The organism is Streptomyces sp. KR55 (assembly GCF_052245645.1).
GTDB lineage: Bacteria > Actinomycetota > Actinomycetes > Streptomycetales > Streptomycetaceae > Streptomyces > Streptomyces flavusporus.
Genome location: NZ_JBQQCE010000025.1, coordinates 1 through 22423, shown reverse-complemented (window position 1 = coordinate 22423; position 22423 = coordinate 1). Strand labels below are relative to the sequence as shown.

The following is a 22423-nucleotide window of genomic DNA, read 5'->3' as shown; positions in this document are numbered from 1 at the left end:
AACGCCGGTCCGTTGTCCGTTACGTCGACCTTGGCGCCGGTTTTGCGATTCAGGACTTCTGGTTTGTTTTCACCGGTTTTACGGGGGATGAGGCGATATGTCGTACGTCGAGATGCCGGGCGCGAAGGTGCCGATCCGGATGTGGACCGACCCGGCGACGGTCGAGGACGTGGCGCTCCAGCAGCTGCGGAACGTCGCGACGCTGCCGTGGATCAAGGGGCTCGCGGTCATGCCGGACGTGCACTACGGGAAGGGTGCGACGGTCGGATCGGTCATCGCGATGCGGGGGGCTGTGTGTCCTGCGGCGGTGGGGGTGGACATCGGGTGCGGGATGTCGGCGGTGAAGACGTCCCTGACGGCCAATGATCTGCCGGGGGATCTTTCGCGGCTGCGGTCGAAGATCGAGCAGGCTATTCCGGTGGGGCGGGGGATGCATGACGATCCCGTCGATCCGGGGCGGTTCCATGGGCTGGCCACGGCCGGGTGGGACAACTTCTGGGAGCGGTTCGGAGGGGTGGCCGAAGCGGTCAAATTCCGCCAGGAACGTGCCACGAAGCAGATGGGAACGCTCGGATCCGGCAACCATTTTGTTGAAGTGTGCACGGACGCGACCGGTTCTGTCTGGCTGATGCTGCACTCCGGTTCCCGCAACATCGGCAAGGAACTTGCCGAGTTCCACATCGGTGTGGCCCAGAAGCTCCCGCACAACCAGGGACTGGTCGACCGCGACCTCGCCGTCTTCATCGCGGAGACCCCGCAGATGGCGGCGTACCGCAACGACCTGTTCTGGGCGCAGGAGTACGCGAAGTACAACCGCTCGATCATGATGGCGCTCCTGAAGGACGTGATCCGCAAGGAGTTCAAGAAGGCCAAGCCGACCTTCGAGCCCGAGATCAGCGCGCACCACAACTACGTGGCCGAGGAGCGCTACGACGGGATGGACCTGCTCGTGACCCGCAAGGGCGCGATCCGCGCGGGCTCCGGCGAGTACGGAATCATCCCCGGCTCCATGGGCACGGGTTCGTACATCGTGAAGGGCCTCGGGAACGAGAAGTCGTTTAATTCGGCCTCGCACGGCGCCGGCCGTCGAATGAGCCGCAACGCGGCGAAGCGGCGCTTCTCGACGAAGGACCTGGAGGAGCAGACCCGGGGCGTGGAGTGCCGTAAGGACTCCGGTGTCGTGGACGAGATCCCGGGTGCGTACAAGCCGATCGAGCAGGTCATCGATCAGCAGCGGGACCTCGTGGAGGTCGTGGCGAAGCTGAAGCAGGTCGTCTGTGTGAAGGGCTGACCCGCTACGGCTCCGTGCGCGTCTCTATTTGGGTGCGTGCAGCACCGCGTAGATCATCACGAAGGCGATGATGTGGATGCCGAAGAGGAAGTAGGCGAGCCATATCCACATGTGGCGTTCGCCGCGTTTTTCCTCGGCCTGGCGGGCCAGGCGCCGGTGTTCCGGCTCGGGGTCGGTCACCGGTGCTCCCGGTGGACCTTGGTGTTGGAGGCCTGGGCGCGCGGGCGGACCACGAGGAGGTCGATGTTGACGTGGGCGGGGCGGGTGACCGCCCAGGTGATGGTGTCGGCGACGTCGTCGGCGGTGAGGGGTTCGGCGACGCCCTCGTAGACCTTGGCCGCCCGCTCCTCGTCGCCGCCGAAGCGGGTCAGGGCGAACTCGTCGGTCTTGACCATGCCGGGTGCGACCTCGATCACCCGGACCGGCTGTCCGACGATCTCCAGGCGGAGCGTCTCGGCGAGGACGTGGGCGCCGTGCTTGGCGGCGACATAGCCGGCGCCGCCCTCGTATGTGCCGTGGCCGGCGGTCGACGAGACGACCACGACCGTGCCGTCGCCGCTCGCGACGAGGGCGGGGAGCAGGGCCTGGGTGAGGTTGAGGGTGCCGATGACGTTCGTCTCGTACATCTGGCGCCAGTCGGCCGGGTCGCCGGTCGCCACCGGGTCCAGGCCGAGTGCGCCGCCCGCGTTGTTGACCAGCACGCCGATCGTCCTGAAAGCCGTGGCGAACTCGTCGACCGCCGTACGGTCGGTGACGTCCAGCTGGTAGGCCGTCGCCGAGTGGCCGGCCGCGTTGATCTCCTCGGCGAGGGCCTCGATACGGTCCTTGCGGCGGGCGGTGAGGACGACGCGGTAGCCGGCCGCGGCGAGCTGCCGGGCGGTGGCGGCGCCGATTCCGCTACTGGCGCCGGTGACGACGGCGATACGGGACGCGGCGGCGGGGGTCGTCATACGGCTGCTCCTCTTGCGCGGTGTGGTGCGGGTGGGCGCCACGCCGGTGTGGGGCCGCTGGTCGATGTGCTCGTTCGCCAGGATAGGCGGGGGTCCGGTTGGGAGATTGCCCGGGAGCGAGCCGGACCGAGGTAAGGATCCGTGGGGTCGGCCTCGCACCGGGCGCGTGGTTCAGCCGCCGCGCGGCGTCCACATGATCACGGCCATGCCGGCCAGACAGATCAGTGCGCCGGTGATGTCCCAGCGGTCGGGCCGGTAGCCGTCCGCGATCACGCCCCAGGCGATCGAGCCGGCGACGAAGATTCCGCCGTACGCGGCGAGCACCCGGCCGAAGTGGGCGTCCGGCTGGAAGGTGGCGACGAAGCCGTAGGCGCCGAGGGCGAGGATGCCGCCGGTGATCCAGAGCCAGCCGCGCTGCTCCCGGTACCCCTGCCAGACCAGCCAGGCGCCGCCGATCTCGAAGAGGGCGGCGACGACGAAGAGGGCGGCGGAGCGGAGGACGAGCATGCGGGCAGCTTCGCATGCCGGGGTTCCGGGGTCGACGTCGCCGTTACCGGGGGTCGCGTCACCTGATGGACGGTGCCTGGGGTCGGCTCCGCGTGGGATACATCCCGTACGAAGCCCACGGCGGAGTGAGGAGTGTGGCGATATGCGAGGCATGAGGCTGCTGGGCGTGTGGTGTGCCGCCCTGATGACGGTCGGTGCGGTGGCTCCGCTCGCCGGGGCCGAGACGGCTCAGGAGGCCGATCTGGCCTATCACGGGGCCGCGACGCTGGATTCCGGCCGGGTGGAGGTGCGGATCACCCCGCGTAATCACGGGCCGTCCGCCGTGCCGGACGCGACGGTACGGCTGCGCTGGTCGCAGCCGCTCGAGAACCGGCAGACGCTCCCCGACGGGTGTGCGCGTTCCGGTGTGCGGGTGGTGTTGTGCCGGGTGGGCGCGCTGCCGGCGGACACGCTCGGTGCGGATCTCAGGCTGGGGGTACGGCTGCGGGGGGTGCCGACCGAGGTGCTGATGGAGATCGACACGGTGTGGAGCGGTGGGGCGGTGGACCACAACCGGCACAACGACCGGCAGCGGGTGCTCGTGCTGGACACCGGGGACGCGTACTACTTCTGACCTCGGCTTCTGTTCTCCCGTTTCGCCTTCAGGAGTGCTCGGAATAAGGGCACGATGTCGACCGTTCGAAGGATATAGTTCAACGGTCAACAACCTTGGAGGCGACCATGCAGTTCGGGATCTTCAGCGTCGGCGACGTGACGCCGGACCCCACCACGGGGCGTACGCCGACCGAGCGCGAGCGGATCAAGGCCATGGTCGCCATCGCGTTGAAGGCGGAGGAGGTCGGGCTGGACGTCTTCGCCACGGGTGAGCACCACAACCCGCCGTTCGTGCCGTCCTCGCCGACGACCATGCTCGGCTACATAGCCGCCCGCACGGAGCGGCTGATCCTGTCCACGTCCACCACCCTCATCACGACCAACGACCCGGTGAAGATCGCCGAGGACTTCGCGATGCTCCAGCACCTGGCCGACGGCCGGGTGGACCTGATGATGGGCCGCGGCAACACCGGGCCGGTCTACCCCTGGTTCGGCCAGGACATCCGTGAGGGCATCAACCTCGCCATCGAGAACTACAACCTGGTGCACCGGCTGTGGCGCGAGGACGTCGTGAACTGGGAGGGCAAGTTCCGCACCCCGCTCCAGGGCTTCACCTCGACGCCCCGGCCGCTGGACGGCGTACCGCCGTTCGTCTGGCACGGGTCGATCCGCTCCCCGGAGATCGCCGAGCAGGCGGCGTTCTACGGCGACGGGTTCTTCCACAACAACATCTTCTGGCCGGCCGACCACACCAGGCAGATGGTCGAGCTGTACCGGGAGCGGTACGCGCACTACGGGCACGGCACGCCCGAGCAGGCGATCGTCGGGCTCGGTGGGCAGGTGTTCATGCGGCAGAACTCGCAGGACGCGGTGCGCGAGTTCCGGCCGTACTTCGACAACGCGCCGGTCTACGGGCACGGGCCGTCCCTGGAGGACTTCACCGACCAGACCCCGCTGACCGTGGGCTCGCCGCAGCAGGTGATCGAGAAGACGCTGAGCTTCCGCGAGTACGCCGGTGACTACCAGCGCCAGCTGTTCCTGATGGATCACGCCGGGCTCCCGTTGAAGACCGTGCTGGAGCAGCTCGACATGCTCGGCGAGGAGGTCGTGCCGGTGCTGCGCAAGGAGTTCGCCAAGGGCCGCCCGGCCGGGGTGCCGGACGCGCCGACCCACCAGTCCCTGCTCGCTGCCGCCTCGGAAAGGGTGAACGCCGTATGAAGCTCGTCGTCGTGTCCGCGGGGCTGAGCGTCCCGTCCTCCACCCGGCTGCTGGCCGACCGGCTGGCCAAGGCCACCGCCGGGCAGACCTCGGCGGACGTGCAGGTCATCGAGCTGCGCGAGCTCGCCGTCGAGATCGCGCACAACTTCACCAACGGCTTCCCGGGGCGGCAGCTGAGCGCCGCGCTCGACGCGGTGACCGAGGCCGACGGGCTGATCGTGGTCACGCCGGTGTTCTCCGCCTCGTACGGCGGGCTGTTCAAGTCCTTCTTCGACGTGCTCGACAAGGACGCGCTCGCCGGGAAGCCGGTGCTGATCGCCGCGACCGGCGGCACCGCCCGGCACTCCCTCGTCCTGGAGCACGCCCTGCGTCCGCTCTTCGCCTACCTGCGGGCAGTCGTCGTCCCGACCGGGGTCTACGCCGCCTCGGAGGACTGGGGTGCCGAGGGACTGGACGGGCGCATCGAGCGGGCGGCCGGGGAACTGGCGGGGCTGATGGGCGGGCTCACGCCGAAGGTGCCGATGGCGGCGAAGGCCGGGGAGTTCGAGGTGGTGCCTTTCGAGCAGCAGCTGGCGGCGCTGCGGCGCGGCGCCTGATCGGCGGCTGGCTGGCTGGCTGGGTGAGGGCCGGGGGTAGTCGGTCGGGAGGCGTCAGCGGAGTGCCGCTGCGCCCACCCTCCCCCACTCTCGGCTTCGCTCGAGCGGGGGGACCCCCATCGCCCCAGCGGCACGACTGCCCGCAGCTGCGTCGGCTGCATGGGTGGGCGTCGGCCCAGCGGAACGGCTGCCCGCAGCTAAGCACAGTGCACGCCCGCCCGGCGGTCCCCGGCCGGGTGAGAGGCCAGTAAGAAGGCTGGGCGGGGGTTGCTCATACGGTCGTACGACTCGGCCGCTTTGCCACACTGGACGCGTGGCCCCGACTGTTCTGCTGGCTGAAGACGATCGTGCGATCCGGCACGCCCTGGAGCGGGCCCTGACGCTGGAGGGCTACGCGGTGACGGCGGTCGCCGACGGTGTCGAGGCGTTGGCGCATGCCCACCGCACCCCGCCCGACGTGCTCGTCCTGGATGTGATGATGCCGGGGATCGACGGACTCCAGGTGTGCCGGGTGCTGCGCGCCGAGGGGGACCGGACGCCGATCCTGATGCTGACGGCGCTGGTGGAGACGGCGGACCGGATCGCCGGGCTGGACGCCGGCGCCGACGACTACGTGGTGAAACCCTTCGACGTCGAGGAGGTCTTCGCCCGGCTGCGGGCGCTGTTGCGGCGCACCGCGAACGGTGCCGCCATGGACGTACGGGAGAAGCCGTCCGTGCCCGGGCGGCAGGTCGAGGCGGCCGGGCTGCGCATGGACCCGCAGGCCCGGCGCGCCTGGCGTGGCGGGCGCGAACTGGAGCTGACCCGCACCGAGTTCGAGCTGCTCGAGCTGCTGGTGCGCAACGAGGGGATCGTCCTCGACCACTCCACGATCTACGACCGTATCTGGGGCTACGACTTCGGGCCGGGCTCCAAGAACCTCGCCGTGTACGTCGGCTATCTGCGCCGCAAGCTCGACGAGCCGGGGGCGGCGCCGCTGATCCACACGGTGCGCGGGGTGGGTTACGTGCTACGGGAGGACTGAGCGGTGCGTCCGTCGTGGTCTCCGGCCGTGCGGTGGCCGCGTCTGGCGTCGCTGCGGACCACGTTCGCGCTGTCGTTCGCGGCCATCACCGCCGCCGTCACCGTCCTCGTCGGCATCCTCTCCTACGGCGCCGCCGCCCGGCTCGTCCGGGTCGACCAGCAGTCCGTGTTCGACGAGGTCGTGCAGGACCTGCGGGTCGAGGTGAGCCAGCGCCGGATGGATCCGGTGGACTTCTCCTCCGCGCCGGGACACGACTTCGTCCGCCCGGCCCGCACGGACGTGCAGGTGCTCGGCCCGGACGGCAGCGTCGTCGACAAGGGCGACCCCGGGCTGCCGGTCACCGACGCCGACCGTGAGGTCGCCACCGCCGCTGCCGCCGGGCGGCTGGTCGAGCACCGGGACGTAGACGTCGGCGACGACGTCTACCGTGTCGCCACCGTTGCGCTGGGCGGCGGGCGGGGCGCGGTGCAGGTGGCGCAGGAGTTCAGCGACACCGAGGATCTGCTGCGGGCGCTCCAGCAGCGGACGCTGCTGCTGATGGCGGCGGTGGTGACCGGGGCGGGCCTGTTCGGCTGGTGGCTGGCGCGGCACATCACGCGCCGGCTGGTGATCCTCACCTCGGCCGCGGAGGCCGTCGCCCGCACCCGGCGGCTCGGCATCGATGTGCCCGTCACCGGCAGCGACGAGGTGGGCCGGCTCGGCCGTGCCTTCGACCGGATGCTCGGCCGCCTCGCCCAGTCCGAGGAGGACCAGCGCCGCCTGGTCCAGGACGCGGGCCATGAACTCCGTACGCCGCTGACGTCGCTGCGCACGAACATCTCCCTGCTGCGCCGCATCGACGAGCTGCCGCCCGCCTCTCGGGACGAACTGGTCGCCGACCTCGGCCAGGAGGCGCGTGAACTGACCGATCTGGTCAACGAGTTGGTGGACCTCGCGGCCGGACAGTCGGACACCGAACCCCTGCAGCGGGTCGACCTCGCCGACCTCGCCGAGGATGTCGCGGGCCTGACCCGGCGCCGTACCGGACACCGGATCGTGGTCCGCGCGTGCGGCGACACGACCACGGAGGGCCGACCGGGCATGCTCACCCGGGCGATCTCCAACCTCGTCGAGAACGCCGCGAAGTTCGACCGCGACGGCACCTCGCCCATCGAGATCGTCGTCGCCGGTCCCGCCCGGCCGGGCACGATCCGCGTCGAGGTCCTCGACCGCGGCCCCGGCATCGAGGACGCCGACCTCGTCCGCGTCTTCGACCGCTTCTACCGCGCCGCCGACGCCCGCTCCCTGCCGGGCTCCGGACTCGGCCTGTCCATCGTCCGCGAGGTGGCGCTGGCGCACGGGGGAGCACCGTTCGCGCATCGGCGGGAGGGAGGCGGGTCGGTGATCGGGTTCACGGTGGGTGGGGGGTGAGGGGCGGCCGGTGTTACGTGGTGGCCTGGGGATCACCGGCGTCGGCTCAGGCAGTCAACCCGGGGGGCGCCCCCGTCGTACCCAGCCCCGCGTGCTCACCCACCACGCACGGTCCTGCGCGCGGTCACCCCCGCCCACCAGGCCATCCCTGCCCCGACGAGCGGCGGCCACAGCAGTCCTACGACGTCCGGTTCCGCCCCGCGCAGCGGACCGTCCACCACGGCCAGCGCACCCAGCGCCACCAGCGGCCCCCGCACCTGCCACAGCAGCGCGCCGAACGGCCCCGTGTCCCCCGAGAGGTGTCATCGAGCCGGTCATCAGATGCACCGGGACCGTGCCCCGGTACGCGCTCACCAGCGCGGCGCCGACCAGCGCCGGCGCCAGGGCGGGCAGGACCAGCAGACGGTCCGACCACAGGCCGGCCGCCCCGGCCACCGCCGGGCCGAGAACGAACAGCGCCAGCAGCCCCGCCGCCGGCACCAGCCCGTGCCGGAGCGCCAACCCGGCGGCGGTCCAGGGCAGTTGGGCCGAGCGCCGTAAGTCGTCCGCCTCCAGCCGGGCCGGTTCCGCCAGCTGTGCGGCCGCGAGATACCCGGCCGGCAGCGCCATCAGCGTGACCGGCGCCGGTACGTCGTCCAGACCCACCAGCGCGACGGCGACGGCCGCCCACACCACCGCCCACAGCAGCCGCCCGGGCGCCCGCAGCAGCGCGGTCGTGTCGCGCCACGGGACGAGCAGCCCGGCCCGGCGGGGGAACGGCAGGCGTACACCGGAGCGCACGGGCCGGGACCGGGAGGCCCGTCCGCGCCGGCCCGCGCCGCGGCCGGCAGGAGCGGCACGCCCCAGACGGCGAACAGCAGTGCCGTGCAGTAGAGCGTGTACGCGATGCTCTTGCGTCGCTCGTCGCGCTGGTGCGTCCGCAGCATGCGCAGCCGGGCCAGCACCGCCTCGGTGTGGTCGTCGTGCACGGTGGGTGGCGAAGGGCGCGTCACCGGCTCAGTCACGGGCCGCACCCGCGACCAGCCGTCCTTCGCCGGACAGGGTGTACTGCGCGTCGGCCACGGCCTCGGCCAGCGCCCGGTGGTGCGTGGCCAGCAGCACCGCGGTCCCGTCCTCCTTCGCGGACCGCAGCCGCCCGGCCAGCCGCTCGCGGGCGTCCGCGTCGAGCCGTTGCTCCGGCTCGTCGAGGATGAGCAGTTCGGCGGGCCGTACGAAGGCCTGCGCGAGCGCCATCAACTGGACCTGCCCGGAGGAGAGTTGGTGGGGGAGTGCCTCGGCGCGCCCGGTGAGGTGGTGCTCGGCGAGCACCTCGTCGACCGCGCCGGCCGCCTCCTCGCCCAGGCCGTGGGCCAGCGCCACCAGCATCAGATGCTCGCGGACACTGAGGTCGGGATACCCCACCCCGCCAGCCAGAACGGTGGCGACCGCGCCCCGTACGCTCCCGTCGTCCTCGCTCATGGTCCCGCCGCGGAAGGTCACGCTCCCCGCCTCCGGGATCTCCTGCCCGGCCGCGAGCCGCAGCAGGGTGGACTTCCCGGAGCCGTTCTCGCCGAGCAGAGCGACGCATTCCCCCACACCGACGGCCAGACTCACGCCGTCGAGGACCATCCGGCCGTCGTATCCGTGCCGTACGTCCGTCAGCTCCAGCAGGGCAGTCACGCTTCCGGGTCCGCCGTCTCGTAGGCCGACTCGTAGATGTCCGCGAGCAGGGTGTCGTAAGCATGGGTCCCCATGGCCGATGACGCTAGGCAGCCGGCAAAGAGCTGATCAAGAACAAATGATCGGTACGACCGGAAGTCGCCCTCGCCGAGCAATACGCGCCCGCCGCGCTCATACGGCTGATCAGTAGCGCGGGAGCGGAGGCAGGGGACCGCGGCCGCGCTCGGAACCTTGGCGGAATTGCATCGCCGGGACACCGGGCAGCCGTCGGCATCCGGCCGACCACACAGGGGCGGGGTCCGAAGGCGCCGGGACGCACGGCGGGCTGCGGCGCAGCGGATCATCAGGCGGCCCGCGGACGGTGGGCGCTGCTGTTGTCGCGCAAGCAGTCCCGGCAGAGGGTGGGTTCCGCCGCGCGGAAGGCGCGTTCGCAGCCGTCGCAGGTCTGCCAAGGCAGGGCGGGCGGTCTGGCGGGGGAGGCAGCCGGAGCGGGTGCGGCCGGTGGCGGATCGTTGAGGCGGTAGGTCAGGATGCCGGCCGGGCGTGACAGGAGGCGGGCCGGTGGCCGGGTGGTGAGCGCTTCGGTGATCTGCGCGGGGCTCACACCGGCGGTGAGCCGGCGTGTGACGGCGGGAGCCGGCTCCGCCACCTCCCGCTGCGACAGGATCAGCCGGGAATCGACGATGCGCAGGGAGGCGAGGATGACGGCTGCCCGCTCGTCGGCTTCGGCTTCTTGTTGAGTCTCGCACGGAGGAGGGACGGAAGACGCCGGTTGAGATGTCGGCGATGGTTCGGGCCGGGCGGGTGCAAGGGCGTCGCCGCGGTCCCGGGCTGCGTCCCGGACCGGATGCTGTGGGGGAATCCGCTGCGGCCAGGGTGCTGGGGCTGCGGAGTGTGACACTTTCCCGGAAAGTGTCACATCGCGTGACCCGGAACGGACTGGTACGTCGTGGAAGTACGTACGGGTACGGATCCGGCCGCCGGGGCCGCGTTGCCGCCGCCGCTCCAGGTAGCCGGCGGCCTCCAACTCCCGTAGCGCGCGGGAGATCAGGATCTCGCCCTCGCTGAAGTGGGCACACAGGGCGGCGATGCTCACGACGGCGCCGTCGGGCAGCGAGAGGATGTAGACCGCGACGCCGACCGTGACCGCGCTTCCGGGCCGCTGCGCCAGGTCGGAAACCCATACAGAGATGAGCACCCGTACTCATGCCTGAACGCGTCCCCCGGTCCACCGTGGAGAACGCCCCCCACGGACCGACCCGGAGGGACCCGCGATGCCGAACGCCTGCCACCCGCGCCGCCTCCCATGGCTGCGCCGGTTCCTTGCGCTCGCCACGGACAACTGGCCCGCCCGGGGCTATCTGGCGGTCTTCGCCGCCTTCGTACCGGTCGCGTTCCTCTTCCCGGACAGCGTCTACGCCACGATCCCCATACTGCTCACGGAACCCCTCTCCCTCCTGGGCGTGGTCATCCCCATCGGTCCCGGCATCGAGGACAGCGGCGGACCGGCCGTGGTACTCGCCGCCGCCATCACGGGCGTCCGGCTGCTCCTGTGCGCCCTCGTGAACGCCGCCGCGCTCGGCGCCCTTGCCCACCACGTCCGCGACCTCCGCACTGCCCGGCACGCGTGAACCCATCGCACCACTGAGAAGAGAAAGGAACGGACATGGCGCGTTATTCAAGCCCCCGACTGCAGGGGATCCGGGCCCTGTTGGCGCCCGCGGCGGACAACTGGTTCGCGCGCGGCTATCTCGCCGTGGTCGCGGCGTCGCTGGGGTTCTTCCTGTACGCCGTGTACCTGTCGCCGGACCCGGGGTTCGCCGGAATCTGGCCGCTCATGACCACAGCTCCGCTCAGCATGCTCGTCAGCCTCCCCTTGATGGCGGTATCACCCGCGGGGGACTCCTCGCTCGCCTGGCTGAGCCCGTTGCTCTTCTCCGCCGGTACGGCCCTGTCCGGGATGTTCAACGCCGTGCTGCTCGGCCTGCTCGCCCGCAGACTGACGACGCGGGAACCGCACCCGGCCGCCTGATCGGCCACTCCCGGCGCGGCGTCATGCAACCGATGGCTGAAGCCCTGCCAGAGGATGGGCCAGACCTTGCCACAGGGGCATGACGGGGATGGGGGTGGCCGGGGAACCGTCGTGACGGGCCGGGGCGGCGGATGCCGGTCGACCGGTACGGGCTGGATTGGCCGCTGCGATGGTGGTGTGCGGCATGGCGAGACGCTCCTGTGAGTCGAAGCGATCGAGGCGATCGAAGTGGTGGGGAGGCGCTCAGGCCTGGTGCCCACGGCCCTTGAACAGCGCAGCCCCCGCCCCAAGAGACACGGCTGCCATGCCGATGCTGGTTGTCGACTCGGACAAATCGGTCGATGAGGTGGTGGGTTGATGGGAGCGTGCTACGTTCCGAAGGCCCGGCTCGCACACCGCAGGACGAGAACGTCATGACGTACACGCCGCCGCTCTGGCCCGTCTCCGTGAAAGGCGTTGCGCTCGACGCGCGTGATCGTGTGCTGCTGCTGCGGAACGAGCGCGATGAGTGGGAGCTGCCCGGAGGTCGCCTGGAGATCGGCACCGACGACGGGGTACAACTGCCGGACGCCAGTCCCGAGGCTGCTCTGGAGCGCGAGATCCGGGAAGAGACCGGCTGGGACGTCAAGGCCGGTCCGCTCATCGACGGCGGTGTGTGGATCTACCAGCCGATTCCCGGACGACGCGTACTGGTCGTGACCTACGGCTGCACCGTGCTGACTCCCGAACGGCCGCCGGTCGTCAGCCACGAGCACAAGCAGCTGGGCATGTTCACCGCGGACGAGGTGCCGGAGCTGAACATGCCGGACGGCCACAAGCAGGCCATCGCCGCCTGGTACGGCCGGGGACACGCCGGGCCGGCGGCCCTGGACGACTACGAGCGGATGTAGCCGCCCATGGCCGGGGCGAGGTCGCGACACGAGCGGGTCAGGACAGGCTCCCGCTTCCCCGGCCCTCGGCCCGGCACGCCCAGTGGCACTGGGCGACACCGCAGGCCCAGTTGGCAGCGGGTGAAGCCCGGATCACTCACGGGCAGTACCGATTCTGCGCCCACGCGCGTGAACTCGACACCGAAGAGCTGCGGGACGTGCTCACCGAATACGCGCGTCGGCATCCCCGCAATGCGCGAGCCTACGCCCGGCCCGGGCACTAACAAGGGCGGGATACGAAATCCCGCCCAAATCCAGCGAAACCCCAGGTCAGGGCCACACCAGGCAATAAGGCTGATGCCCCGCCTCATGCAACCGATGGCTGAAGTCCTGCCATTCGTGCAGCAGCTGGTACACGTTGAACGCATCCCGCGGCCCGCCCCGGTCCGGCACCGTGGACCAGATGAACGCCGCCGCGCCCACCGCCTCCTCGCCGATGCCGCGGAGGGGGTCGACGACCGTCATGGGGAGTTTCACGACCGCGTAGTCGGGGTGCAGGACGACCAGCTCCAGCGGCGGCACCTTGTGCAGAGGGACGCCCTCGATGCCCGTCAGGACCATCGCGGCCATCGTCTCCGGCTTGATCTTGGTGAACATGCCGTTCATGCCGAGTTCGTCGCCGCCGAGCTCCTCGGGGCGCATCGAGATCGGGACGCGGGCCGCGGTCGCACCGTCCGGCGCGCCGAAGTACTTGTACGTCACCCCCACCCGACCACCATTCCTGCTCCCCGCCCGGAGGCGATCCACCTGGCGGTCCATCCGCCGGTCGATCGGTTCGGGCTCACTCGGTACACCCTGTGTCTGTGCCTGACGTGCTTCGGCGGCTTCCTCCGCGTCGCGCCGGTGCCTTCCCCGCCGGGCACGTCGAGGACCCAGGTCATCAGTCCCCTCGCCCAGTCCGCCACCGCGATGCATATCTCCACCCGACTGCTTTTCTAGGACGCGTGGCGCCCGCCGCGCAACCCGATCATCGTGTCAGTGACCTCCCCCACGGCCGCGCGCCGAAACGTGCGTTGAAACACCTGTCCGCAGGATCTTTGCAGCCCCTGAACGCCATACTCCGCATGAGCTGTACGTACAGGTCCCAGTATCAGCTCACAGTTTCGCAGACGGGAGCGGGATCGATCACCGGTTTGGCGGCCCCCTGCCGCCCGGCCCCGCTGGCCTACCCTGAGGAGGTCACTGGCAACCGGAGTCCGAGAAGTCGGAGAACTCGCAGGTCATGAGCGAACTGCCTTATTCATACGAAGCGCCTGCGTCGCAGGCTCTGTTCGACCGTGCGGCCGCCGTCACGCCCGGCGGCGTCAATTCGCCCGTGCGGGCCTTCCGTGCGGTGGGCGGTACGCCCCGGTTCATGGTGTCCGGCAGGGGGCCGTATCTGACGGACGCGGACGGCCGGGAGTACGTCGACCTGGTGTGTTCGTGGGGGCCGATGATCCTCGGGCACTCCCACCCCGAGGTGATCGCCGCCGTGCAGGAGGCGGTCGCGCGCGGTACGTCCTTCGGTACGCCCGGTGAGGGTGAGGTCACGCTCGCCGAGGAGATCGTCGAGCGGGTCGCGCCGGTCGAGCAGGTACGGCTGGTGTCCAGCGGGACCGAGGCGACCATGTCCGCCATCCGGCTCGCCCGTGGGTTCACCGGGCGGGCCAAGGTGATCAAGTTCGCCGGGTGCTACCACGGGCACGTCGACGCCCTGCTCGCCTCGGCCGGCTCCGGTGTCGCGACCTTCGCGCTGCCCGACACACCCGGCGTCACCGGCGCCCAGGCCGGCGACACCATCGTCCTGCCGTACAACGACCTCGAGGCCGTGCACGCCGCGTTCCACGCCCACCCGGGTGAGATCGCCTGCGTCATCACGGAGGCCTCGCCCGGCAACATGGGTGTCGTACCGCCGCTGCCCGGGTTCAACCAGGGGCTCAAGGACGCCTGCCGGACCAACGGTGCGCTGTTCATCTCCGACGAGGTCATGACCGGCTTCCGCACCAGCCGCGCCGGGTGGTTCGGCGTCGACGGCGTGGTACCCGACCTCATGACCTTCGGCAAGGTGATGGGCGGTGGGTTCCCCGCCGCCGCCTTCGGGGGGCGCGGTGACGTGATGGCGCACCTCGCACCGGCGGGGCCCGTCTACCAGGCCGGCACCCTCTCCGGGAACCCCGTCGCCACCGCCGCCGGGCTCGCCCAGCTGCGGCTGCTCGACGACGCCGCGTACGCCAAGATCAACGCCGTGTCGCAGCAGATCCAGGCGCTGGTCTCGGAGGCGCTGACCAAGGAGGGCGTGGCACACATGCTGCAGAACGCCTCCAACATGTTCTCCGTCTTCTTCACCGACCGCCCGGTGCGCGACTACGAGGACGCCAGGGCGCAGGAGTCGTTCCGCTTCAACGCGTTCTTTCACTCGATGCTGGCGAACGGGGTCTATCTGCCGCCGTCGTCCTTCGAGTCCTGGTTCGTGTCCACCGCGCACGACGAGCAGGCCGTCCAGCGGATCGCCGACGCCCTTCCGGCGGCGGCCCGCGCGGCAGCGGAGGCGACCGCATGAGCCAGACCCGTGACATCACCGTCGTCCACCTCATGCGGCACGGCGAGGTCGCCAACCCGGACGGCATCCTGTACGGCCGGCTGCCCGGCTACCACCTGTCCGAGCTCGGCCGGCAGATGGCCGACCGGGTCGCCGAGCACCTCGCCTCCCGCGACGTCACCTATGTCGCCGCCTCCCCGCTGGAGCGCGCGCAGGAGACGGCGACCCCGATCGCCAAGGCGCACGGCCTGGACCTGGCGACCGACGCACGGCTGATCGAGGCCGACAACGTCTTCCAGGGCAAGACGTTCGGGGTCGGGGACGGTGCGCTGCGGCGGCCCGGCAACTGGAAGCACCTGGTCAACCCGTTCCGGCCGTCGTGGGGTGAGCCGTACGTCGAGCAGGTCATCCGCATGATGGGGGCACTGGACGCCGCGAAGGACGCGGCGCGTGGGCACGAGGCGGTGCTGGTGAGCCATCAGCTGCCGATCTGGATCGTGCGGTCGTACGTCGAGCGGCGCCGGCTGTGGCACGACCCGCGCCGCCGGCAGTGCACGCTCGCGTCCCTGACGTCCTTCACCTACGACGGCGACCGGATCGTGTCCGTCGGCTACACCGAGCCGGCCCGCGACCTCGTGCCCGCCCATCTGCTGGCGGGTGCCAAGCCGGTGAAAGGGAAGGGCAAGGCCTTCGGGGCATAAGCAGCCGTAGTGACGTACTTGTTGAATTTGTTGCCGAACGTGATCGATTAGGCGGAACCTCCCCGTTCGTCGCGCCCTCTGACTGGGTGACCACCAGAGAGCGCAACGGATGGGGATGGCATGCGTCACATCAGTCGACGGGGAGCGATCGGGCTCGGCGCGGGGGCCGCGGCCGCCGTCGGACTCGCGGGCTGCGGCACCCTCACGTCCTCAGACGGGCCGGCCCATGCCGGAGGTTCCGCCACCAAGGGCAGTCCCACCCCTCGCCCCGACCGCCCCCTCGGCGACGGCTCCACCGCCTTCACCGGCAAGCAGCCTCACCAGCCCGCCGAGCCCGAGCCGTTGGAGCCAGGGCAGACCCCACCGCAGTTCGTCGTCTTCTCCTGGGACGGGGCCGGCGAGGTCGGCAACGGGCTCTTCCCGCGCTTCCTGGACCTCGCGCGCGACCACGGCGCCCACATGACCTTCTTCCTCTCCGGGCTGTATCTGCTGCCCGAGTCGAAGAAGCGCCTCTACGACCCGCCGAACAACCCGCGCGGCGCCTCCGACATCGGCTACCTCACCGACGCGCACATCAAGGGCACGCTGAAGAACGTCCGCCGGGCGTGGCTGGAGGGCCACGAGATCGGCACCCACTTCAACGGCCACTTCTGCGCCGGGTCCGGCTCGGTCGGCAACTGGACGCCGCAGCAGTGGCGCAGCGAGATCGATCAGGCGAAGTCCTTCGTGAAGGAGTGGCGGACCAACACGGGGTGGACCGATCTGCCCGCCCTGCCCTTCGACTACGACAAGGAACTCGTCGGCGGCCGTACGCCCTGTCTGCTGGGCCAGGACAACCTGCTGCCCACCGCCCGCGAACTGGGCTGGCGTTATGACGCCTCCTCGCCGGGCGGCCTTCAGGTCTGGCCCTGCAAGAAGCAGGGCATATGGGACCTTCCGCTCCAGCAGATACCTTTCCCCGGACGCGGTTTCGAGGTCCTCTCGATGGACTACAACATGCTCGCCAACCAGTCGGTCAACTCCACCAACGCCCCCTCCCACAACTACCCGGGCTGGCGGGAGCAGTCGGCGCAGGCTTACATATCCGGCTTTAAGCGGGCATACGAGACAAACCGCGCCCCCTTCTTCATCGGCAACCACTTCGAGCAGTGGAACGGCGGCATCTACATGGACGCCGTGGAGGAGGCGCTGAAGCACATCGCGCGGGAGAAGGAGAAGGGCGGGGACGTACGGCTGGTGTCCTTCCGGCAGTTCGTGGACTGGCTGGACGTACAGAAACCCGAAGTGCTCGACAAGCTGCGGACCCTCGAGGTCGGGCAGGCGCCCGCCGAAGGGTGGAAGCGCTTCTGAAGAAGCAGTCCTGAGGTGGTCCTGAAATGCGGGTTCACGCCCGCAAGGGGGGTGCGCAAGATCCCCGGAACGGACATGCGAAACTTTTCACATGAGTGCCGCCAGCCGCGCCCCCCTGCGCTCGAACACCGCACGCCGCACCCGTCGCCGCGCTGCCCTGCTCACGGCCGGGGCCGCTGCCGCGGCACTCGCCCTCACCGCATGCAGCTCCGGAGGCACCTCCGGGGGCGGCGGTGACACCAACTTCGTCGCGGGCTCCGACGGCATCGACACCGTCGAGAAGGCCGACCGGACCGCCGTACCCGACCTGTCCGGCGAGACCATCGACGGCAAGCAGCTCGACATCGCCGACTACAAGGGCAAGATCGTCGTCCTGAACGTCTGGGGCTCGTGGTGCTCGCCCTGCCGCGCCGAGGCGAAGAACCTCGAGACGGTCTACGAGGACACCAAGGACCAGGGCGTCCAGTTCGTCGGCATCAACACCCGTGACACCAGCACCGGTCCGGCGCGCGCCTTCGAGAAGGAGTACGGGGTCACCTACCCGAGCCTGTACGACCCGACGGGCAAGCTGATGCTCCGCTTCGAGAAGGGCACGCTCAACCCGCAGGCCATCCCGTCCACGCTCGTCATCGACCGGGACGGCAAGGTCGCGGCGCGCGCTCTGCAGGCGCTCAGCGAGGACAAGCTGCGCGACATGCTCGCCCCGGTCCTTGCGGAGAAGTGACGTGACCGGAGTGTCCACGCTGGCCGCCACAGGGGTCAACGACACGGTCCTCAACGGGGCCCTGCTGCTGGCTCTGCCTGTCGCTCTCCTCGGCGGCCTGGTCTCCTTCTTCTCGCCGTGCGTCCTGCCGCTCGTCCCCGGCTATCTCTCCTACGTCACCGGAGTCGGCGGCACCGACCTGGCCGACGCCCGTCGGGGCCGGATGGCCATCGGCGCCTCGCTGTTCGTGCTCGGATTCACCGCCGTGTTCGTCTCCAGCGGGGCGCTCTTCGGCTACTTCGGTTCCACGCTCCAGGAGCACCAGAGCGTCCTGTCCAAGGTGCTCGGCGTGCTCATGGTCGTCATGGGCGTGTTCTTCATGGGCATGATGCCCTGGCTCACCCAGCGCGAGTTCCGCTTCCACAAGCGGCCGGTGGCCGGGCTCGTCGGCGCCCCCGTACTGGGCGCGCTGTTCGGCATCGGCTGGACGCCCTGCATCGGACCGACCCTCGCCTCCGTACTGGCGCTCTCCTCCAACCAGGCCAGCGCGGGCCGCGGCGCGATACTCACCATCGCCTACTGTCTGGGCCTCGGCCTCCCCTTCGTCCTCGCCGCCGTAGCCTTCCGCAAGGCCCTCGGTGCCTTCGGCTGGGTCAAGCGCCACTATGTCTGGGTGATGCGCATCGGCGGGATCATGATGATCGCGACCGGTGTGCTGCTGCTGACCGGCGCATGGGACAGCCTGGTGCAGGAGATGCAGACCTGGTCCAACGGCTTCACTGTGGGGATCTGATCGATGAGCAAGACGACGACCGACAACGCCCCTGCCCCCGGCGAGGACCAGGACCTGGGCGCGGCCGGCTCCCAGCTGTCCACCACGCCCCGCGAGGAGGCGCCCAACCTGCCCTCCCTCGGCGTCATCGGCTGGGCCCGCTGGTTCTGGCGGCAGCTCACCTCCATGCGGGTCGCGCTGCTGCTGCTCCTGCTGCTGTCGATGGCCGCGATCCCCGGCTCGCTCATCCCGCAGACCGGCACCGACGCCACCCAGGTCGCCGACTTCCGCGAGCGGCACGAAACCCTTGCGCCGATCTACGACAAGCTCGGCCTGTTCCACGTCTACAGCTCGGTGTGGTTCTCCGCGATCTACATCCTGCTGTTCATCTCCCTCATCGGCTGTATCGTCCCGCGCACCTGGCAGTTCGTCGGCCAGCTGCGCGGCCGCCCGCCGGCCGCGCCCAAGCGCCTCACCCGGCTCCCGGCATACACGACCTGGCGCAGCGAGGCCGAGCCCGAGCAGGTCCGCGAGGCCGCGCTGGCCCTGCTGAAGAAGCGCTTCTTCCGCGCCCACGTCGCCGGTGACGCGGTCGCCGCCGAGAAGGGCTATCTGCGCGAGGTCGGCAACCTCGCCTTCCACATCGCGCTGATCGTGATGCTGATCGCCTTCGGCTGGGGCCAGCTGTTCAAGTCCGAGGGCAACAAGCTGATCCTCGAGGGCGACGGCTTCGCCAACACCCTCACCCAGTACGACGACTTCAAGTCCGGCAGCCTCTTCACCCAGGACGACCTGGACGCGTTCAGCTTCAACCTGCAGGACTTCCAGGGCACCTACGAGGTCTCCGGCCCCAACCGCGGCACCCCGCGCACCTACCAGGCGAACGTCACCTACAGCGTCGGCGCCTACGGCAAGGAGCAGCAGACCACCATCAAGGTCAACGAGCCGCTGGAGATCGGCAACTCGAAGGTCTACCTCGTCAGCCACGGCTACGCCCCCATCGTCACCGTCCGGGACGCCCGCGGCAACGTCGTGATGAACAACGAAGCCGTCGCTCTGCTGCCGCTCGACGAAAATGTCACCTCCTCCGGTGCGATCAAGGTCATGGACGGCTACCGCAACGCCGAGGGCGAGGAGGAACAGCTCGGCTTCAACGCCTTCTTCGTGCCGACCTTCGCCGGCGAGGGCCACGGCACGATGCTGTCCCAGTTTCCGGCGGTGCTGAACCCACGGCTCGCGCTGTCGGCGTACCACGGCGACCTGGGCGTCGACTCGGGCATCCCGCAGAGCGTGTACCAGCTGGACAAGAGCCATCTGAAGGAGTTCAAGGACTCCAAGGGCGAGCTGTTCAAGAAGCGGCTGAAGGTCGGCGAGACCATGACGCTCCCGAACGGCGCCGGCTCCGTCACCTTCGACGGCGTCCAGGAGTGGGCGGGCTTCCAGGTCACCCGGCAGCCCGGCAGCGGCTGGGCGCTCGCCGGAGCGATCGTCGCGATCCTCGGCCTCGCCGCCTCCCTGTTCATCCAGCGCCGCCGCGTGTGGGTGCGGGCGGTGCGGGGCGCCGACGGCGTCACCGTCGTGGAGATGGCCGGCCTCGGCCGCAGCGAGTCCGCGAAGGTACCGGAGGAACTGGGCGAACTCGCTGGGCTCCTGTACGAGAAGGCACCGGGCGCACCCGACCCCGATCCCGAACCCGACCCAACCGACCCCGCTGTTCCTGCCGAAGGGGCTGAGAAGTGACTCTCGCCGCCGCGACCAATGAGAACCTCGCGAACCTCAGCAACACGCTGATCTACTCCGCGATGGCCATCTACACCCTGGCCTTCTTCGCCCACATCGCCGAATGGCTCTTCGGCAGCCGCAGCAAGGTCGGCCGCACCGCCGCCGCGCTCACCGCCAAGACCGGCACCACGGCGGACGCCCCGGCCGTGACCGTGCGCAAGGCCGGCGGGACCGCCGTACTGGAGCGGCCCAAGGTCGTCGTCCGGGCCGCGGTCGGCAGCCGCGACGTACCCGACGGACCCGGCGCGCACGGCGGGGACGAGAAGGGCGACCTCTACGGGCGTATCGCCGTGTCCCTCACCGTGCTTGCTTTCCTCATCGCGTTCGCCGGTGTGCTCTGCCGGGCGCTCTCGGTGCAGCGGGCGCCGTGGGGCAACATGTACGAGTTCAACATCACCTTCTCCACCACCGCCGTCGGTGTGTACCTCGCACTGCTCGCGCTGAAGAAGAACGTCCGCTGGCTCGGCCTTCCCCTGGTCACCACGGTCCTCCTCGATCTCGGCCTGGCCGTCACTGTCTTGTACACCGCCAGCGACCAGTTGGTTCCCGCCCTCCACTCGTACTGGCTGTACATCCACGTCTCCACGGCGATCTTCTGTGGCGCGGTCTTCTACGTCGGCGCCGTTTCCACGCTGCTGTACCTGTTCCGCGACTCCTACGAGAACAAGCTCGCGAGTGGCGGCAAGCCAGGCCGTTTCGCGACCTCGGTGCTGGAGCGGATGCCCGCCGCGGCCTCCCTCGACAAGTTCTCCTACCGTGTCAACGCCGCCGTCTTCCCGCTGTGGACGTTCACGATCATCGCGGGCGCCATCTGGGCCGGCGACGCGTGGGGCCGCTACTGGGGCTGGGACCCCAAGGAGACCTGGTCGTTCATCACCTGGGTCGCCTACGCCTGCTACCTGCACGCCCGCGCCACGGCCGGCTGGAAGGGCCGCAAGGCCGCCTACCTGGCCCTCATCGCCTTCGGCTGCTGGCTGTTCAACTACTACGGCGTGAACCTCTTCGTCTCCGGCAAGCACTCCTACGCGGGCGTGTGACCCGCAGGAGAACTCGCCTACACCGAGGGCCGGTTCCTGTGACCTGAGTCACGGGAACCGGCCCTCGCCGTACGGACAGGCAAAGGGACGTGGATACGAATCTGCGGAAACGCATCCGCGCGGGGGACCACGACGCCTTCGGTGCTCTCTTCGACGCGTACGCACGCTCCGTCTACAACCACGCCTTCCGGCTCACCGGAGAGTGGACGACCGCCGAGGACGTCGTCTCGCTGACCTTCCTGGACGCCTGGCGGCTGTGCGGGAGGCTCGACGAGGAGGGTGGCTCGCTGCGGCCCTGGCTGCTCGGCATCGCCACCAACGTCACGCGTAACACCCGCCGCGCGGCCCGAAGACACGCGGCGGCCGTCGCCCGCCTCCCGCGCGAGGAGGCGGAGCGCGACTTCGCCGACGAGGTCGCCGGGCGCCTGGACGACGCGGCTCAACTGGATCTCGTACGGATGGCGCTGGCGAAGCTGCGGCGGGCCGAGCGGGAGGTGCTGGCGCTGTGCGTGTGGTCCGGGCTGGACTACGCGGCGGCCGCGGAGGCGCTCGGGGTGCCGGTGGGGACCGTACGGTCGCGACTGTCACGGGCGCGGACAAAGCTCGCGAAACATATGGAACTCCCCCCGAGTCACGGACAGATGAGAGGTGACCGCACCACCGCGGTCGGGCCCCTGAGGGAGGGAAACCGATGAACCAGCTTCCCGAGAGAGACCTTCCGCCGGGCCGTCACCGACTCCTCAAGGAGCATCTGATGACCGAGATCCGGCGAGACGAAGCCGTGCCCGCCCGCGCCCGCGTCCGGTGGCTGCGCCCCGCGATCGCCGCGGCCGCCGTGGCAACGGTCACCGCCATCACCCTCGTCGTCCTGCCGTCCGGCAACGACACGACCGCCCAGCCGCCCAGCAGGGCGACGGTCGCGCTGCTGGAGGACCTCGCGCTGGCGGCCGAGCACGAGCCGTCGTACGGCCCGATCCGCGACGACCAGTTCGTGTACGTCGACAGCAAGGTGTCGTACTCGTCGAGTGAGGGCGGAGAGACGACCATCCAGCCGCTGCACCGGCTGGAGAGCTGGCACTCCGTGGACGGCACCCGCAAGGGGCTGATGCGCGAGACCGGACGGGGCGACTGGCCCATGGACCCCGACGCCCAGCCCGGAGAGCTCGGCTACGAGGTCACCACCAACTACAAGCACCTGTCCACGCTGCCCACCGACACCGGCAAGATGTACGACTGGCTGCGCAGGGTGGCCCCAGAGTACAGCGGCCAGGAGACCAACCAGGCCATGTTCGTGCTGGTCGGCGACCTGGTTCAGTCGGCAATCGTGCCGCCCGAGCAGCGGGCGGCGCT

The 22423-nt window shown here is 70.1% G+C and carries 25 protein-coding genes; 18 read left to right on the top strand and 7 right to left on the bottom strand.

All coding sequences use genetic code 11. From position 1 onward, the window contains the following. The first annotated feature begins 97 nt into the window (after window positions 1–97). Window positions 98–1291, top strand: a complete 1194-nt coding sequence (locus ACTWQJ_RS06105) for an RtcB family protein (protein WP_443305589.1) — start codon at window positions 98–100, stop codon at window positions 1289–1291. Window positions 1292–1315: 24 nt separating this feature from the next. Here the strand turns inward: ACTWQJ_RS06105 and ACTWQJ_RS06100 are convergent, their stop codons facing one another. The 3 genes from ACTWQJ_RS06100 to ACTWQJ_RS06090 form a co-directional block, all read right to left on the bottom strand. After that, window positions 1316–1471 carry a hypothetical protein gene (locus tag ACTWQJ_RS06100; protein ID WP_385516095.1) on the bottom strand — a complete coding sequence of 52 codons (156 nt, stop codon included), beginning with the start codon at window positions 1469–1471 and terminating at the stop codon, window positions 1316–1318. Then, a complete protein-coding gene (locus tag ACTWQJ_RS06095) occupies window positions 1468–2241 on the bottom strand; it encodes an SDR family NAD(P)-dependent oxidoreductase (RefSeq protein ID WP_443305588.1) in 774 nt (257 codons plus the stop codon). The genes ACTWQJ_RS06100 and ACTWQJ_RS06095 overlap by 4 nt, the downstream gene beginning before the upstream one ends. Before the next feature lie 171 nt (window positions 2242–2412). Further along, window positions 2413–2748, bottom strand: a complete 336-nt coding sequence (locus ACTWQJ_RS06090; protein WP_443305587.1) for a YnfA family protein — start codon at window positions 2746–2748, stop codon at window positions 2413–2415. Between the two features lie 142 nt (window positions 2749–2890). Here ACTWQJ_RS06090 and ACTWQJ_RS06085 point away from each other — a divergent pair, with 142 nt between their 5' ends. From ACTWQJ_RS06085 to ACTWQJ_RS06065, 5 genes are all read left to right on the top strand, one after another. Further along, a complete protein-coding gene (locus ACTWQJ_RS06085; protein ID WP_443305586.1) occupies window positions 2891–3361 on the top strand; it encodes a hypothetical protein in 471 nt (156 codons plus the stop codon). A 107-nt stretch (window positions 3362–3468) separates the two neighbouring features. Next, entirely contained in the window at window positions 3469–4560 is a 1092-nt protein-coding gene (locus tag ACTWQJ_RS06080) for an LLM class flavin-dependent oxidoreductase (RefSeq protein WP_443305585.1), read from the top strand. Further along, window positions 4557–5156, top strand: a complete 600-nt coding sequence (locus ACTWQJ_RS06075; RefSeq protein WP_443305584.1) for an FMN reductase — start codon at window positions 4557–4559, stop codon at window positions 5154–5156. Before ACTWQJ_RS06080 ends, ACTWQJ_RS06075 begins: the two co-directional genes overlap by 4 nt. Window positions 5157–5469: 313 nt before the next feature. Further along, the gene (locus tag ACTWQJ_RS06070) at window positions 5470–6180 is read left to right on the top strand and encodes a response regulator transcription factor (RefSeq protein ID WP_443305583.1); all 711 of its coding nucleotides are present in this window, start codon (window positions 5470–5472) and stop codon (window positions 6178–6180) included. Window positions 6181–6207: 27 nt separating this feature from the next. Beyond that, window positions 6208–7590 (top strand): HAMP domain-containing sensor histidine kinase, encoded by a 1383-nt coding sequence (locus ACTWQJ_RS06065; protein WP_443305582.1) that lies wholly within the window; start codon window positions 6208–6210, stop codon window positions 7588–7590. Between the two features lie 54 nt (window positions 7591–7644). Here the strand turns inward: ACTWQJ_RS06065 and ACTWQJ_RS06060 are convergent, their stop codons facing one another. The 3 genes from ACTWQJ_RS06060 to ACTWQJ_RS06050 form a co-directional block, all read right to left on the bottom strand. Beyond that, the gene (locus tag ACTWQJ_RS06060) at window positions 7645–8370 is read right to left on the bottom strand and encodes a hypothetical protein (protein ID WP_443305581.1); all 726 of its coding nucleotides are present in this window, start codon (window positions 8368–8370) and stop codon (window positions 7645–7647) included. Window positions 8371–8586: 216 nt separating this feature from the next. Further along, complete coding sequence (locus tag ACTWQJ_RS06055) at window positions 8587–9249, bottom strand: ABC transporter ATP-binding protein (RefSeq protein WP_443305580.1); 663 nt, start codon at window positions 9247–9249, stop codon at window positions 8587–8589. Window positions 9250–9592: 343 nt separating this feature from the next. Beyond that, entirely contained in the window at window positions 9593–10447 is an 855-nt protein-coding gene (locus ACTWQJ_RS06050; RefSeq protein WP_443305579.1) for a hypothetical protein, read from the bottom strand. A 76-nt stretch (window positions 10448–10523) separates the two neighbouring features. Here ACTWQJ_RS06050 and ACTWQJ_RS06045 point away from each other — a divergent pair, with 76 nt between their 5' ends. From ACTWQJ_RS06045 to ACTWQJ_RS06035, 3 genes are all read left to right on the top strand, one after another. After that, window positions 10524–10880: an SCO4225 family membrane protein gene (locus ACTWQJ_RS06045; RefSeq protein ID WP_443305578.1), complete on the top strand. Its 357-nt coding sequence runs from the start codon at window positions 10524–10526 to the stop codon at window positions 10878–10880. Between the two features lie 35 nt (window positions 10881–10915). Beyond that, window positions 10916–11281, top strand: a complete 366-nt coding sequence (locus ACTWQJ_RS06040; RefSeq protein ID WP_443305577.1) for an SCO4225 family membrane protein — start codon at window positions 10916–10918, stop codon at window positions 11279–11281. Window positions 11282–11694: 413 nt separating this feature from the next. Further along, window positions 11695–12171: an NUDIX hydrolase gene (locus ACTWQJ_RS06035; protein ID WP_443305576.1), complete on the top strand. Its 477-nt coding sequence runs from the start codon at window positions 11695–11697 to the stop codon at window positions 12169–12171. A 309-nt stretch (window positions 12172–12480) separates the two neighbouring features. Here the strand turns inward: ACTWQJ_RS06035 and ACTWQJ_RS06030 are convergent, their stop codons facing one another. Then, window positions 12481–12918, bottom strand: a complete 438-nt coding sequence (locus tag ACTWQJ_RS06030; protein WP_003974483.1) for a hypothetical protein — start codon at window positions 12916–12918, stop codon at window positions 12481–12483. Between the two features lie 514 nt (window positions 12919–13432). On the opposite strand from ACTWQJ_RS06030, the gene hemL reads away from it, so the two are divergent. From hemL to ACTWQJ_RS05985, 9 genes are all read left to right on the top strand, one after another. Continuing rightward, window positions 13433–14749 (top strand): glutamate-1-semialdehyde 2,1-aminomutase, encoded by a 1317-nt coding sequence (gene hemL, locus ACTWQJ_RS06025; RefSeq protein WP_443305575.1) that lies wholly within the window; start codon window positions 13433–13435, stop codon window positions 14747–14749. Then, on the top strand, window positions 14746–15429 hold the full coding sequence (locus tag ACTWQJ_RS06020; RefSeq protein ID WP_443305574.1) for a histidine phosphatase family protein: 684 nt from the start codon (window positions 14746–14748) through the stop codon (window positions 15427–15429). The genes hemL and ACTWQJ_RS06020 overlap by 4 nt, the downstream gene beginning before the upstream one ends. 120 nt (window positions 15430–15549) lie before the next feature. Beyond that, window positions 15550–16779 (top strand): hypothetical protein, encoded by a 1230-nt coding sequence (locus ACTWQJ_RS06015; protein ID WP_443305573.1) that lies wholly within the window; start codon window positions 15550–15552, stop codon window positions 16777–16779. A gap of 91 nt (window positions 16780–16870) precedes the next feature. Beyond that, the gene (locus ACTWQJ_RS06010; protein ID WP_443305572.1) at window positions 16871–17503 is read left to right on the top strand and encodes a TlpA family protein disulfide reductase; all 633 of its coding nucleotides are present in this window, start codon (window positions 16871–16873) and stop codon (window positions 17501–17503) included. Between the two features lies 1 nt (window position 17504). Further along, entirely contained in the window at window positions 17505–18275 is a 771-nt protein-coding gene (locus ACTWQJ_RS06005; RefSeq protein ID WP_443305571.1) for a cytochrome c biogenesis CcdA family protein, read from the top strand. A gap of 3 nt (window positions 18276–18278) precedes the next feature. Continuing rightward, the gene (gene resB, locus ACTWQJ_RS06000) at window positions 18279–19994 is read left to right on the top strand and encodes a cytochrome c biogenesis protein ResB (protein WP_443305570.1); all 1716 of its coding nucleotides are present in this window, start codon (window positions 18279–18281) and stop codon (window positions 19992–19994) included. Then, the gene (gene ccsB, locus ACTWQJ_RS05995) at window positions 19991–21073 is read left to right on the top strand and encodes a c-type cytochrome biogenesis protein CcsB (RefSeq protein WP_443305569.1); all 1083 of its coding nucleotides are present in this window, start codon (window positions 19991–19993) and stop codon (window positions 21071–21073) included. The genes resB and ccsB overlap by 4 nt, the downstream gene beginning before the upstream one ends. Window positions 21074–21162: 89 nt before the next feature. Then, entirely contained in the window at window positions 21163–21768 is a 606-nt protein-coding gene (locus ACTWQJ_RS05990; protein WP_443305568.1) for an RNA polymerase sigma factor, read from the top strand. Between the two features lie 59 nt (window positions 21769–21827). Beyond that, window positions 21828–22423, top strand: a 596-nt coding sequence (locus ACTWQJ_RS05985; RefSeq protein ID WP_443305567.1) for a CU044_5270 family protein, incomplete at its 3' end; no start/stop codon positions are given.